Here is a 13088-nt window from a genome sequence, read left to right on the forward strand (position 1 = left end):
CCCGGCCGGGCGGTCGGCGGGGCCCGCGTGGTGAGCCGGTCGAGCAGGCGGCCGGGTGATCAGGCCCGTTCGGGCTCGCCGGCCCCGTTGTAGTCGGCCGAGCCCAGCGCCGCCGACGGCGGGATCGGCTCGGGGGCGGGGAGGCCCTTGGTGCTGCCGTCGCCGGAGACCTGAGCCTCGGCCACCCGGACCTGCTCGTTGACCGCTTCGGCCTCCGCGGCAGCCGCCTGCGCCGCCGCCTGGGCCTCACGCTCGACCGCACCCGCGTCGACCGCCGCCGACGGCTGATCCCCCGCCATGTTGGCGAGGCCGCCGAGGGCGCCGCCGAGGCCTTCCAGGGCCTTGGTCAGCTCGGTGGGCACGATCCACACCTTGTTGGCCGAGCCGTTGGCGATCTGCGGCAACGACTGCAAGTACTGGTACGCAAGGACCTTCTGCGACGGATTCGACGTGTGAATCGCGTCGAACACCGTACGGATGGCCTTGGCCTGGCCTTCGGCCTGCAGAATCCGGGCCTGCCGGTCACCGTCCGCGCGCAGCACCGCCGCCTGCTTCTCGCCCTCCGCGGTCAGGATCTGCGCCTGCTTGTGACCCTCGGCGTTCAGGATCGCCGCGCGGCGGTCCCGCTCGGCGCGCATCTGCTTCTCCATGGAGTCGCGGATGCTCGGCGGCGGCTCGATGGCCTTGATCTCGACGCGGGTGACCTTGATGCCCCAGCGGCCGGTGGTCTCGTCCAGGACACCGGAGAGGTGCCGGTTGATCTCCTCGCGGCTGGTCAGGGCGCGTTCGAGGTCGAGCGAGCCGATGACATTACGCAACGTGGTGACCGTCAACTGCTCGATCGCCTGCAGGAAGTTGGAGATCTCGTACGTGGCCCGGACCGGGTCGACGACCTTGAAATACAACACCGTGTCGATGCTGACCACGAGGTTGTCGGAGGTGATGACCGGCTGCGGCGGGAAGCTGACGACCTGCTCACGCATATCGACCTTGGTCCGCACCGCATCCACGAACGGCACCAGCAGGTTCAGGCCGGGCGACAGGGTGCGCTTGTACTTACCGAGCCGTTCCACCACATCCATCCGCTGCTGGGGAACGATCCGGACCGACCGGACAAGCGTGATCACCGCGAACAGGGCGATCACGAAGATGAGTACACCGATCACGACTTCCATGGGTGCCTCTCTAAATGTTGGGCATGTCGTCGCGCCACACGATGGCGGTGGCGCCCTTGACCTTGATCACCCGGACGCGCTCGCCGGGCAGGTATTTCTCGTCCGCGTCGAACGACCGCGCGGTCCACAGCTCGCCATCGATCTTGACCATGCCGCGGTCCGCGCCGACCTCCTCGAGGACGGTCGCCTGGGCGCCCTCGATCGCCTCGATCCCGAACGGCGTCCCGCCCGACTCGAGGGCGGACTGCTGGTGGCGCAGAATGATGGGGCGGATCGCGCCGACGGAGAGACCGGACACGATGGCGAAGACGATGACCTGCACGAGGACGTTCGCCCCGAGCGCCGCGGCGCCGGCGGCCGCGAGGGCGCCGGCGGCGAAGAAGATGACGAGGAAGGTCACGGCGAAGGCCTCGCCGATCGCGAGGGCGATGGCGAGGACTAACCAGAGGACGGCTTCCACACTCTGATCGTGACACGTCCGTGCACGGGCAGCGACATCGCGTTGCATCCATTTGCGGCGTAGCCCATTTCCGGTCCCCGCCGTTGTACCCATGACCGCCCACCAGGAAGGCTCATCGTGTCCCTGCTGCCGGAAACCGGCCGACGCGTCACCGGGATCGTCGCCCGCGCCCAGGCTGCGGGCCGAGCGCCGTCGCTGGCGCTCGCGGTGGTCCGCGATCGCGCGCTCCTGCACTTCACCGGCGCCGGGGAGACACCGCCGCCGGACCCCAAGACGCAGTACCGGCTCGGTTCGATCACGAAGACGCTGACCGCGACGATGGTCATGCAGCTGCGCGACGAGGGCTTCTTCGCCCTGGACGACCTGCTCTACCGGCATCTGCCGGGCACCCCGGTGGGCGGGATCACGCTGCGGCAGCTGCTCGGCCACGTCTCCGGCCTGCAGCGCGAGCCGGCCGGGCCGTGGTGGGAGCGGCGCGACGGCGGCACCGTGGACCAGCTGCTGGCGGAGCTGGAGTTCGACAAGGTCGCCGGGCCGCCGTTCCGGACGTACCACTACTCCAACCTGGCGTACGGGCTGCTCGGGGCGGTGCTGCACCGGGTCACCGGGGAGTCGTGGGCCGATCTGGTCGGCAAGCGGGTGCTCGACCCGCTGGGCATGAAGCGCACGACGTACCACCCGGTGGAGCCGTACGCCCGCGGCTATGTGGTGCACTCGCTGGACGGCAGCCTGCACGAGGAGCCGCGGCCGGACGCGGGCGCGATGGCCCCGGCCGGGCAGCTGTGGTCCACGGTGACCGACATGGCGAAGTGGGCGGCCTTCCTCGCCGATCCCGCCCCGGCGGTGCTCGCCCGCGCGACGGTCGACGAGATGTGCACGCCGGTCGCGATGCAGGACGAGGCCTGGACGGCCGGGCACGGTCTCGGCCCGGAGCTCAACCGGGTCGGCGAGCGGGTGTACGTGGGCCACGGCGGTTCGATGCCCGGGTACGTCTCCCAGCTCCTGGTGCACCGCCCGTCGCGCGTCGGGGTGGTTGCCTTCGCCAACTCGTACGGTCTGCACGGCACGAGCATCCGCGCGGTGGCGCTGGAGGTCCTGACCGCGGTGCTCGACGCCGAGCCGGCGCCCCCGCAGTCCTGGAAGCCGGCGCCGGCCCCGCAGGGTGAGGCGGCCGAGCTGTGCGGGCGCTGGTGGTGGATGGGCGGCGAGTACGAGGTCGGCACCGACGGCGAGGAGCTGACGATGGCGCCGACCGGCCACGCGGCGCGCCCGCCGTGGCGGTTCGTCCGGGAGGCGCCGGACCGGTGGCGGGGCACCGCCGGGTCCAACACGGGCGAGGTCCTCGAGGTGCTGCGCGGCCCGGACGGCACGGCCGAGAAGCTCGACATCGCGACGTTCGTGTTCAGCCGCGATCCGAAGCACCTCGCCTAAGCCGGCTCCGTCACGAAGTCGATGAGCCGTTCCATGGCGTTGATGAGCGGAGTCTCGACGTCTTTGTAGCTGTTCACGCTGCCGAGGATGCGACGCCACATCTCCGCCGGTTCGGCGATGCCCACCGCCCGGCAGACGCCTTCCTTCCACGGCTGCCCCGGCGGGACGACGGGCCACGCCCGCAGGCCGACCCGCTCCGGCTTGACCGCCTGCCACACGTCGACGTACGGATGCCCGGTGACCAGCACGTTCGGGTCCTTGACCGCCGCGACGACGCGGCTCTCCTTGGAGCCGGGCACGAGGTGGTCGACGAGGACGCCGACGCGGCGCTCCCGGGCCGGGCGGAAGTCGCGTACCGCCCCGGCGAGGTCGTCGATGCCGTCCAGCGGCTCCACGACCACGCCCTCGATGCGCAGGTCGTCGCCCCAGATCCGTTCGACGAGGGCGGCGTCGTGGATGCCCTCGACCCAGATGCGGCTGGCCTTGGCGACCTGGGCGCGTACGCCCGCGACCGCCACCGACCCCGACGCGGTCCGTTGCCGCTTCGGGGCGGCCGGCGCCGCGGCGGCCCTGCGCAGCGTCACGACCTGGCCCTCGAGGAGGAACGCCGCGGGGTCGAGCGGGAAGTTGCGGCGCTTGCCGTGCCGGTCCTCCAGCACCACCGCGCCGTACTCGAATCCGACGACGGCGCCGCAAAAGCCGGAGCCGGCGTCCTCCACCACCATCCCGGGCTCCACGTCCACCTCGGGCACGGCCTTGCGCCGGCGCCAGTTGCCCGCGAGCACATCCTCCCCATACATGCCCGCACGGTAACTCCTCCGGCCGGACACGCCGGGCTGAGACCGGCCGGACACGCCGGGCCGAGACCGGCCGGACACGCCGGGCCGAGACCGGCCGGACACGCCGGGCCGAGACCGGCCGGACACGCGAACCCGAGATCAGCCGGACGCGCCGGCTTCACGACCGGCCGGACACGCCGGTCCGACGCTCCGGCGCAAGACAACGTCGGCGCGGGCCACGTACCCTTGCTCGCATGTCCCCCGCAGCTGATGCGGCGACCCTGACGGCGCGCCGGTCCACCCGGTTCGTCGCCTGGGTACGCGCCTGGCGCGCCGGCCTCGTCCCGTTCGACGAGCTGGCCGACGAGATCGCCGGCGACGAGGAGCACCTCGTCGCCGATGCCCCCGGCACCTGGACCGACGTGCCGCTGGGGCAGGCGCTGCCCGCGTTCGCCAAGCTGCACCCCGACGAGATCCGGCTGGTCCTGCCCGCACCCGGCGATCCGCGCGGCCTGCCCGCCAAGAGCGAGCTGACCGGGCCCGCGATGCTCGCCGGCGAGGCTGTGACGACACCGACCTTCGGCGTCGTGCCGGAGGTACGCCGGCACACGTCGGGCTCCGGCGTGGAGTTCGAGACGGTGCTCTGGCGCTTCTTCCCGGTGACCGACTACCGGCCAGTCTTCCAGATGGGATCGGCGGAGGCGGAAGCCGAGCTGACCCACGCGCTCGCCGAGGCCACCACGCAGCTGACCCGGCTCGACGTCGCCCAGTGGCGCCCGGAGCTGGCCGGGGCGCTGCAGGCGCTGCGCCGCCCGGAGAGCACGGCCACGCTGCCGCCGGGGTTCGACCCGCGGTCCCGCCGGCTGTTCGCGCGCGCCAGCATCCTCGATCAGGTCCTCACGCTCGCCGAGCACAACGCGCCCGGCGGCGCCATCAACGGCTACGAGGCGCAGCAACGCGACGCGGCGCTGCGGCCCCTCACCACGGCATGCCGCCAGGCCCTGGTCGCGGCGTGCAACTCCCCGCTGCATGCCTGACCGCTACGCGCACTGCACGTTCTGCGGGGCGCGCTTCACCCCGGGTCAACCGTGGCCGCGGCGCTGCGCCGCCTGCGGCGAGACCAGCTACCTCAACCCGGCGCCGGTGGCGGTCGCGGTCCAGCCGGTCGGTGCCGGCCTGCTGGTGATCCGCCGCGGCATCCCGCCGGCCGCGGAGCGGCTCGCCCTACCGGGCGGCTTCATCGACATCGGCGAGAGCTGGCAGCAGGCCGCGGCGCGGGAGCTGCGCGAGGAGACCGGCCTGGTGGCCGACCCCGAGGGCGTACGCCTCTACGACACGATCAGCGCCCCCGACGGCACGCTGCTGGTGTTCGGCCTGTTCCCGGCGCTCCCCTCGGAGGCGGAGCTGCCGGAGCCCACGCCGGACGACGAGACGCTCGGCCGGCAGGTGCTGCACCGGCCCGAGCCGCTCGGCTTCGACCTGCACACCCGCGTGGCCGACAGATGGTTCGCCCAGGTGGCGGCCGGTCTGTAAGGGCCCTCAGTCGCGGAAGACGGCCGCGAGGTCGTGCAGGCGGGCCGCCGTACCGGTCAGGTCGCCCACCGCGCGGTGCGTCTCCTCGGCGGCGCCGCGGACCTCCTGGGCCGCGGTGCTGACCGCCACGATGGCCTGGCTGATCTGCTCGGCGCCGGTGCTGACCGTGCCCGCGCCCTCGACCATCGTGCCGGTCGTCGCGGTCTGCTCCTCCACGGCGGCGGCGATGGTCAGCTGGTGCTCGGCGATGGCGCTGATGACGGCGGAGAAGCCGCCGACGGCGTTGACCGCCTCACCGGTGTCGTGCTGGATGCCCTCGATGCGGCGGGCGATCTCCTCGGTGGCCTCGGCGGTGGCCTGCGCCAGCTCCTTGACCTCGCCGGCGACGATGGCGAAGCCCCGGCCCGCCTCGCCGGCCCGCGCCGCCTCGATGGTGGCGTTCAGGGCGAGCAGGTTGGTCTGCGCGGCGATCGCGTTGATCGTCCGGAGCACCTCGTTGATCTCCTGGCTGGAGTCCTGCAGCCGGGTCACGTTGCCGGTGGCGACGCTCACGCCGGCCACCGCCTCGTCGGTCATCCGGGAGACGTCCGAGGTGTTCGTGCTGATCTCCTCGATGGCGGCGCGCATCTGGTGGGTGCCCTCCGCGATCGCACCGACCTCGTCGCTCGTCCGCCGGGCGGACAGCGCCACGGTCTCCAGCTCGCCCGCGGTGGCGTCGGCGGCCCGGGCCATCGTGCTGCTGGCGCGCTGCAGCGTACCCGCGGATCCGTTGACCTCGTCGACCGCGCGGCGGATGCCGGCGACGGTGGCCTGGAAGCGGTCCATCATCGTGTTGTACGCCTCGGCCATCTGGCCGAGCTCGTCCTTGCCCACGACCGGCATCCGCCCGCCGAGGTCGCCGGCGGCGGCCGACTGGATCACCGTGGCGTCGGCGCGCAGCAGGCGCACGATGCTCGACCAGACCGACGCCTGCATGAGCAGACCGATCGGGGCGAGCACCACGGGCAGCCACAGCCCGAGCGTGGCGAGCAGCTCGAGGTCGGCTCGGGCCGGCGAGCCGGCCGGCAGCGCGCCGGCGGCCGAGCCGGCCGCCCGATGGGCGAACACCCCGAGTCCGATCACCCCGCCGACGGTGCTGAGCAGGGCGATGGACGTGCGGACCTTGGTCGGCAGCCGGTCGAGGAGAGCGAACATACCCGGCTCATCGGCCGCCGCGGGCGCGAGTTGAGCCGACCGCCCGCTTCCGCGTGGCGGCCGGCGGCGCGACCGGGTCAGACGCGGGCCGCCGGCCGCGCCGCGACGAGCGTCTCCAGCACGTCGCCGAGCTCGTCGAGCCGCTCCTGGCCGAGCGGCGCGAACGTCTCCGCGAACACCCGGTCGGCGCGGTCCTGACCCTCGTGACGCAGCCGCTCGCCGAGCTCGGCGAGCCGGTGCCGCGCCGTACGACCCCATGCGGACAGGTTCGCCGGAAACGGGCGAGGCAAACCCGATCAGAGGAACTCGTCGAGCAGGCTCGCGAGCCGGACCGGCGTCTCGTACATCGCGTAGTGCCCGGCCTCGGCGAGGACCTCCAGCCGGGCGTTCGGGTACGTGGTGAGCCAGGTGGCCCGCATCGTCGCGGCCCCCAGCGCCGGATCGTGCTCGCCGACGATCGCGAGCGCCGGCACCGGGTTCCCGGCCACCCGCTCGGCGAAGTCCGTCCGCGCCCACGCCGGCAGGTACGCCCCGAACGCCTCGACGGTCGAGGACTCGAGGCTCTCGTCGACCATCGTGTCCAGCCAGTGCGACGACAGCCGGTTGCCGGTGGTCAGATCGATGATCGCCTTGCGGGCGGCCCGGTCCTTCGCCGCCGAGTCGAACAGCGCCCAGCCCTGCTCGTCGAAGGGCACGCCGCTCGCCGGCACCGGGCTGATCCCGACCAGGTGGGTGACCCGCTCCGGGGCGTCGGCCAGCACGTGCTGCGCCGCGCTGCCGCCCATGGAGTGCCCGACCACGGCGAACCGCTCCCAGCCGAGCTCGTCGGCGACGGCCAGCGCGTCCCGGCTGATCTCGGCGATGCTGTGCTCCCCGGCCACGTCCCGCCGCTCGCCGTAGCCGCGGTAGTCGGGGAACGCCCAGGTGAACCGTTCGCGGTCGATCAGCTGCGGCAGGAACCCCCAGCCGCGGGACGAGCCGAACCAGCCGTGCAACGCCAGAACGTGTACGGGTCCACTGCCCACAGTCAGCACCATGCCCGCATTATTCTGGCACTCTGAGCCGATGCACAGTCGCGTGGAGACGGTGAGCCGGGCGCTTCAGCCGTACGTGGACACCGGCGACCTGGCCGGCGCGGTGCCGGACGCCTACGCCACGGCGTTCTGGCGGGCGGTCGCCTGACCCGCGCCATCGCGGGCGCCCCGGGATCAGTACGTGAGCGTCCCCCGCAGCAGGCTCTTGCCGGAGTGGGCGGCGTCGCCGTCGTGAGCCTCGTCGGAGACGTCGACCAGCCGGTAGCGGTTGAGGTCCGTGCCGGGTGGCACGGGCAGGACGGCCTCCGGGCGGGCCGGCAGGTTGCCCAGCGACAGCATCTTGCTGGTGTCGTCCGGGTCGATCAGCCACACCTCGTGGAAGCCGGTGGTCAGCGGCAGGTTCTCCACGTCGACCTCCACCTCGCCGTCGGAGAGCACCCGGACGTCGCCGCGGGCGTCCCGGGGGGCGCTCGGCAGCGGGCTCAGGGTCGCCCGGGCGGTGACGTCCGCAGCCGGCGGCCGATCCAGCCCGCGCATCACCACGGCCGTGCCGGCGACCGCCACCACCGCGGCGGCCGCGGCGGCCAGCACCGGGGCGAGCCAGCGGCGGGGGTGACCGGCCGGGGTGCGGCGCCGGCGCCGGGCCGGGAGCGCGGGTGCCCCGGCGCGGGCGACCTCGGCCTGGATACCGGCCCACACGCTCTCCGGCGGTGGCGGCAGCTCGCGCATGTCGGCGGACTCGGCTCCCAGCTCGGCGACGTGTTCCAGGGTCCGCAGCTCGTCCCGGCAGACGGCGCAGCCGGCCAGGTGGTCCGACTCGTGCTCGTCGGCGACCTCCTCAGCGAGCGCGAGAAGGACCAGCCGATCGGGGTCCAGATGCTGCACCGTCCACCTCCCAACGTCGACGCAGGTTCGCCATCCCCCGGCGAATGTGACTCTTCACGGTGCCCAGTGGCAAACCGGTCACCGCCGCGATCTGCGGATGCGTGAGATCGTCGAAGAACGCCAGCTCCAGCGTGCGCCGTTGCTCACCGGGCAGCCGGTTCAGCTCGTCGGCGATGACGAGCCGATCGACCACGCGCTCCGGGGTGTCGGCCGCGGTGGCGGGCACCGGCTGCGACCGTACGGTGTCGGTGATCCGCTCGTCGCGCGCCGCGGACCGCAGGCGGTCGACGGCCTTGCGCCGCGCGATGCCGAGCAGCCAGCCCAGCAGCGAGCCGCGCTCGGGATCGAAGGTCTCCCGTCCCATCCAGGCCGCCACGAACGTGGCCTGGGTGACGTCCTCGGCGTCCGCCCGGTTGCCCAGCAACCGCACGCCCAGCACGAGCACCGCCGAGCCGTGTCGCTCGTACGCGGTGCGTAATGCCTTCTCGTCGCCGTCGCGGAACCGCTCGGCGAGCTCCTCCCCCGGACCCATCAACCCCCCTCCGACAGCCGTTCACCCTCAGATTCGGCCGCGGCGCCGCGTTCGGATGCACTCGATCCACTTTTCTTCTTCTGCATCCATCCGCATCGACGGCGGCGAAACCCCCGGTGATCCAACCGAGAGCACCACCTCGACACCGGAGGAAGTCCCATGCGCATTCTGCACCCCCGCCGCGCGGCAGCGGCCGGCGTCGCCGCCGTCGTGGCGTTCGGCGGCCTCAGCGCGGTCACGACCGGTCCGGCGCTCGCCGCCTCGTCGCAGGTCTCCGTCGTGCACGGCATCCCCGGCCAGCCGGTGGACGTGTACGTCAACGGCGAGAAGACCGTGCCCGGGTTCGAGCCGGGCAAGATCGCCGGCCCGCTCACCCTGGAGGAGGGCTCGTACGACATCGCGCTCACCAAGCCGGGTGAGGACCTCGGCAAGGCGCTGCTCACGGTCGACGACGCCGAGGTACCGGGCGGCGCGAACATCAGCCTGGTGGCGCACCTGAGCGCCGACGGCAAGCCGACGCTGACCCCGTTCGTCAACGACACGAGCAAGCTGGCCGCGGGCCAGACCCGCCTGGTGGTCCGGCACACCGCGGCCGCGCCCGCGGTGGACGTGCGGGCCGGCGGTCAGCCGGTGTTCCGGGACCTGACCAACCCCAAGGAGGCCAAGGCGGACCTCGCCGCCGGTGACGTCTCCGCGGACGTGGTGCCGGCCGGGACGGACGACGTCGTGCTCGGCCCCACCGACCTGAACCTGCGGGAGGGCACGGCCACGATCGTGTACGCGGTGGGCTCCGCCGAGGACGACACCCTGGACGTCGTGGCGCAGACCCTCACCGGGCTGCACTCGGCGCCCGGCGGCGTGCCGAGCGGCAGCGGCGGACTGGCCGACCGCGGGCTCACCGCTCCCTGGTACGCCGTGGGCGTGGCCGGACTCCTGCTCCTGCTGGCCGGCGCGCTGCGGCTGCGTCCGGCCCGCCGTACGGCCGCGGCACGCCGGTGAGGGCCCGTCCGGGAGGGGCCGCCCTGGTCGTGGCCGCCGGTGTGACGCTGCTGGCCGTCTTCGGCGTGGTCGCGTGCCGCTCCCGGACGGCTCCGGACGTCGGGACCGCCACCGTCACCGCGCTCGTCTCGCCGTCGGACCGGCCACTGGCGCCGGCCGTGGCGGCCTCCGTACCCGTGTCGGACGGCCGGCCGGCACGCGATGCCGGCGCCGGCGCCCCGGCCCGGCTGCGGGTGCCGGCGCTGGAGCTGGACGCCCCGGTGGCCGCCGTCGGCATCGACCCGGCGACCGGCGAGGTCGACGTGCCGGAGGATGTGGGCCGGGTGGGGTGGTACCGGTTCGGGCCCGGCCTGTCCGCGACGGCCGGCTCCATCGTCGTGGCCGGCCACGTGGACAGCGCCCGCCAGGGCCGGGGCGCGTTCTTCCGGCTCGGCTCGCTCACGCCCGGCGACCGGGTCACGCTGACCGGCCCGGGCGGGGCGAGCCGGGACTTCGAGGTCGTCGCCCGCGAGCGGTACGCCAAGACCGCGATCCCCCTGCAGCGCTACTTCGCCCGCGACGGCTCGCCGAGGCTCACCTTGATCACCTGCGGCGGTCCGTTCGACGCCGCGACCCGCCACTACCGCGACAACGTGGTGGTGACCGCCGTGCCCCGGTGACCGCGGCCACCCGCTCATGGCGTCTCGATGGCATGATGTCCGGGACTCTCCCCCCGACCCAGGCGAAGGGGCACCCCACGGACATGGCGCACTTCGAGGCGAGGACGACGGCCGGCGACGGCCGCGTGGTCGTGGCCCTGACGGGCGAGTGCGATCTGGAGGGGCGTGACGAGCTCACCGCGGTGCTGCTGGGCGCGGTGGACGAGGCACCGGTCGTGGTGGTCGACCTGACCGGGGTGACGTTCATCGACTCCAGCGGCATCCACGGCCTGGTGACGGCCCACCGCGCCGCGCTCGAGGCGGGCCGCCGCCTGCACGTCGTGAACGCCATGGGAACGGTCGCCACGGTCCTGGAGATCACCGGGATCGCGAGCCTGCTCGGCGAGGAGCCGGCCGCGACACCCGGCTCCGGGCAGGAGGGCGGCCATGCCTGATCTCGTCCCCGGTTCCGGACTCTCCGCGCTCACCGGCCCGGACACCATGGCGTACGACCGTCCCGGCGATCTGCGGACCGTCCGGGACTTCGTCGCGGACCGGGCCACCGCCCTGGGCCTGCCCGAGGTGCGGGCCGACCTGCTCGTCCTCGCCGTCAGCGAGCTCGCGACCAACACGCTGCAGCACACCGACGGCGGTGGCCGGGTGCGGGTGTGGGCGCAGGACGGCGACGTGATCTGCGACGTCGTGGACCGGGGCCCGGCGCACGACTTCGGCCGGGAGATGCCGGCCGCCGACGCGCTGCGCGGCCGGGGGCTGGCCATCGTCGAGCGGGTCTGCGACGCCGTGGAGGCCACCCCGGTGGCGGACGGCACGCTCGTGCGCATCCGCCTGCATCTTTAGGGGAGCACGCGTACGGCGAGCAGGCAGGTGTCGTCGTCCGGGTTCGGCGCCTGCAGCAGCGTGCGCAGCCGGGGCAGCACCCGATCGCCCGGCTCCGCGGCGGCCGCCGACAGGTTCTCCTTCACCTGGCGCAGCAGGTGGGAGGTGCCCTCACGCCGCCGCTCCACCAGGCCGTCGGTGTAGAACAGCACCACGTCGCCGGTCTCCAGCGGAGTCGTCACCACCTCGTACGCCGCACCGCCGTGCGCGCCCAGCAGCAGGCCGGTCGGCAGGGGCAGCTCGGTGCTCGTCTCCGCCCGGCACAGCAGCGGGGGCAGGTGCCCGGCCCGCGCCCAGGTCAGCTCCCGCCGCTCCGGATCGAACCAGCCCACCACCGCCGTCCCGGTGAGACGCAGCTGCAGGCTGAGCCGGTTCAGGTGGGCGAGCAGCGCACCGGGGTCCCGGATGCCGATGGACAGCCAGGCCACCAGCGCGAACCGCAGGTGGGCCATCCCGCTCGCCGCCTGCAGCCCGTGCCCGGCGACGTCGCCGACCGCCAGCACCACGGCGCCACCCGGCAGGGTCTCCGCGTGGTACCAGTCGCCGCCGACGCGTACCGCGCTCTCGGCGGGGAGGTAGCCGACCATCGCCTCGAGGCCGTGCAGAGCGATCGTCTCCCGCGGCACGGGCTGGATCATGTTCTGCAGCTGCGCGGCCAGCCGGTGCTCGGCCAGCGCGGTCATCTCGCGGTTGTGCAGCCGGTCGCTGAGCCGCTGCAGCTCCGTGCGCGAGCTCTCCCGCGCGGTCACGTCCTGCACCACGGCGTAGATCTTCAGCGGCGCCCCGGCGGCATCGCGGGCGACGTCGGACAGGATCCGAAGATGCTTGACCATCGCACCGAACCGGAACCTGACGGTGACGTCGGATCGGCCGCCGCTGTCGAGGGTCTGCCACGCGGTCTCGGCGATCCCCCGGTCGTCGGCGAGCATCGCGGCGCCCTGCTCGGCGCGGGGCAGCGGGCCGAGCGCCGGGTCTCGTTCGAAGATCCGGTACATGCCCGGGGACCAGTCGCTGCGCCCGGTGACGAGGTCGTACTCCGACCAGCCCAGGCTGCCGAGCAGTTCGGTGTTCGCCAGCCGCCGCTCGTTCTCGTCCGAGCGCTGCCACCACACGAGCAGCCCGCCCAGCACCGGGTGCACGGTGACGGCGAACCGCGAGTACGCGACGACACCGGCGGTCTTCTGCTCGTACTCGAAGTCCTCGAGCCGGCCGGGGCTGCCCTCGGCGAGCACCTGCTCGTAGAGCGACCACAGCGGACCGCCGACCATGCTCGGGTAGAGCTCGCTGAGCCGCGAACCGACCCGGCGCACGCCCCGGCGGTGGATGTCCGGCACCTGATCGGTGGTGGCCGCGACCGTCCAGTCCACGACGCACCCGTCCTCGCCCGTGACCGGGAACAGCCACGTGCACCCGGCGGGGATCGCGGCGAGGACCTCCTGCATCAGCGCGGCGACCGACGCGCCGACGCCGGGTGCCACCGGGGAGCCGTCCTCAGCCATACCCGGCACTCTAACGGTCAAGAACGGACACG

16 protein-coding genes are annotated in these 13088 nt (G+C 73.5%); 7 read left to right on the plus strand and 9 right to left on the minus strand.

Translation table 11 applies throughout. The annotated features are described in order from the left end of the window. Window positions 1–59: 59 nt before the first annotated feature. Both AB0K03_RS09225 and AB0K03_RS09230 read right to left on the minus strand, forming a co-directional pair. Window positions 60–1175: an SPFH domain-containing protein gene (locus AB0K03_RS09225; RefSeq protein WP_364682390.1), complete on the minus strand. Its 1116-nt coding sequence runs from the start codon at window positions 1173–1175 to the stop codon at window positions 60–62. A gap of 10 nt (window positions 1176–1185) precedes the next feature. Continuing rightward, on the minus strand, window positions 1186–1635 hold the full coding sequence (locus AB0K03_RS09230) for an NfeD family protein (protein WP_364682392.1): 450 nt from the start codon (window positions 1633–1635) through the stop codon (window positions 1186–1188). A gap of 117 nt (window positions 1636–1752) precedes the next feature. On the opposite strand from AB0K03_RS09230, the gene AB0K03_RS09235 reads away from it, so the two are divergent. Next, on the plus strand, window positions 1753–3066 hold the full coding sequence (locus tag AB0K03_RS09235) for a serine hydrolase domain-containing protein (RefSeq protein ID WP_364682394.1): 1314 nt from the start codon (window positions 1753–1755) through the stop codon (window positions 3064–3066). Here AB0K03_RS09235 and AB0K03_RS09240 read toward each other — a convergent pair. Then, window positions 3063–3866, minus strand: coding sequence for a DUF3097 domain-containing protein (locus tag AB0K03_RS09240; protein ID WP_364682396.1), 804 nt, complete (start codon window positions 3864–3866; stop codon window positions 3063–3065). The genes AB0K03_RS09235 and AB0K03_RS09240 overlap by 4 nt on opposite strands. Before the next feature lie 233 nt (window positions 3867–4099). Here AB0K03_RS09240 and AB0K03_RS09245 point away from each other — a divergent pair, with 233 nt between their 5' ends. Next, window positions 4100–4882, plus strand: a complete 783-nt coding sequence (locus tag AB0K03_RS09245) for a hypothetical protein (protein ID WP_364682397.1) — start codon at window positions 4100–4102, stop codon at window positions 4880–4882. Then, window positions 4875–5378 carry an NUDIX domain-containing protein gene (locus tag AB0K03_RS09250; protein ID WP_364682399.1) on the plus strand — a complete coding sequence of 168 codons (504 nt, stop codon included), beginning with the start codon at window positions 4875–4877 and terminating at the stop codon, window positions 5376–5378. The genes AB0K03_RS09245 and AB0K03_RS09250 overlap by 8 nt, the downstream gene beginning before the upstream one ends. Window positions 5379–5384: 6 nt before the next feature. On the opposite strand, the gene AB0K03_RS09255 is transcribed toward AB0K03_RS09250, so the two are convergent. From AB0K03_RS09255 to AB0K03_RS09275, 5 genes are all read right to left on the minus strand, one after another. Then, window positions 5385–6572 (minus strand): methyl-accepting chemotaxis protein, encoded by a 1188-nt coding sequence (locus tag AB0K03_RS09255; RefSeq protein WP_364682401.1) that lies wholly within the window; start codon window positions 6570–6572, stop codon window positions 5385–5387. Between the two features lie 77 nt (window positions 6573–6649). Next, the gene (locus AB0K03_RS09260; protein WP_364682403.1) at window positions 6650–6862 is read right to left on the minus strand and encodes a hypothetical protein; all 213 of its coding nucleotides are present in this window, start codon (window positions 6860–6862) and stop codon (window positions 6650–6652) included. A gap of 6 nt (window positions 6863–6868) precedes the next feature. Continuing rightward, window positions 6869–7609, minus strand: coding sequence for an alpha/beta hydrolase (locus AB0K03_RS09265; protein WP_364682404.1), 741 nt, complete (start codon window positions 7607–7609; stop codon window positions 6869–6871). A gap of 171 nt (window positions 7610–7780) precedes the next feature. Then, window positions 7781–8491 (minus strand): anti-sigma factor, encoded by a 711-nt coding sequence (locus AB0K03_RS09270; RefSeq protein ID WP_364682406.1) that lies wholly within the window; start codon window positions 8489–8491, stop codon window positions 7781–7783. After that, a complete protein-coding gene (locus AB0K03_RS09275; protein ID WP_364682408.1) occupies window positions 8445–9023 on the minus strand; it encodes a sigma-70 family RNA polymerase sigma factor in 579 nt (192 codons plus the stop codon). Before AB0K03_RS09275 ends, AB0K03_RS09270 begins: the two co-directional genes overlap by 47 nt. Before the next feature lie 159 nt (window positions 9024–9182). On the opposite strand from AB0K03_RS09275, the gene AB0K03_RS09280 reads away from it, so the two are divergent. From AB0K03_RS09280 to AB0K03_RS09295, 4 genes are read left to right on the plus strand one after another with little or no spacing between them, the layout of a single operon-like run. Then, a complete protein-coding gene (locus AB0K03_RS09280) occupies window positions 9183–10022 on the plus strand; it encodes a DUF4397 domain-containing protein (protein ID WP_364682410.1) in 840 nt (279 codons plus the stop codon). A 29-nt stretch (window positions 10023–10051) separates the two neighbouring features. After that, window positions 10052–10681 carry a class F sortase gene (locus AB0K03_RS09285; protein WP_364682412.1) on the plus strand — a complete coding sequence of 210 codons (630 nt, stop codon included), beginning with the start codon at window positions 10052–10054 and terminating at the stop codon, window positions 10679–10681. A gap of 35 nt (window positions 10682–10716) precedes the next feature. Further along, window positions 10717–11115, plus strand: a complete 399-nt coding sequence (locus AB0K03_RS09290) for an STAS domain-containing protein (RefSeq protein ID WP_364682414.1) — start codon at window positions 10717–10719, stop codon at window positions 11113–11115. Further along, entirely contained in the window at window positions 11108–11518 is a 411-nt protein-coding gene (locus AB0K03_RS09295) for an ATP-binding protein (protein ID WP_364682415.1), read from the plus strand. The genes AB0K03_RS09290 and AB0K03_RS09295 overlap by 8 nt, the downstream gene beginning before the upstream one ends. Here AB0K03_RS09295 and AB0K03_RS09300 read toward each other — a convergent pair. After that, a complete protein-coding gene (locus AB0K03_RS09300) occupies window positions 11515–13056 on the minus strand; it encodes a SpoIIE family protein phosphatase (protein ID WP_364682417.1) in 1542 nt (513 codons plus the stop codon). The genes AB0K03_RS09295 and AB0K03_RS09300 overlap by 4 nt on opposite strands. Window positions 13057–13088 lie beyond the last annotated feature (32 nt).

This window comes from Actinoplanes sp. NPDC049316 (genome assembly GCF_040677315.1).
Taxonomy (GTDB): domain Bacteria; phylum Actinomycetota; class Actinomycetes; order Mycobacteriales; family Micromonosporaceae; genus Actinoplanes.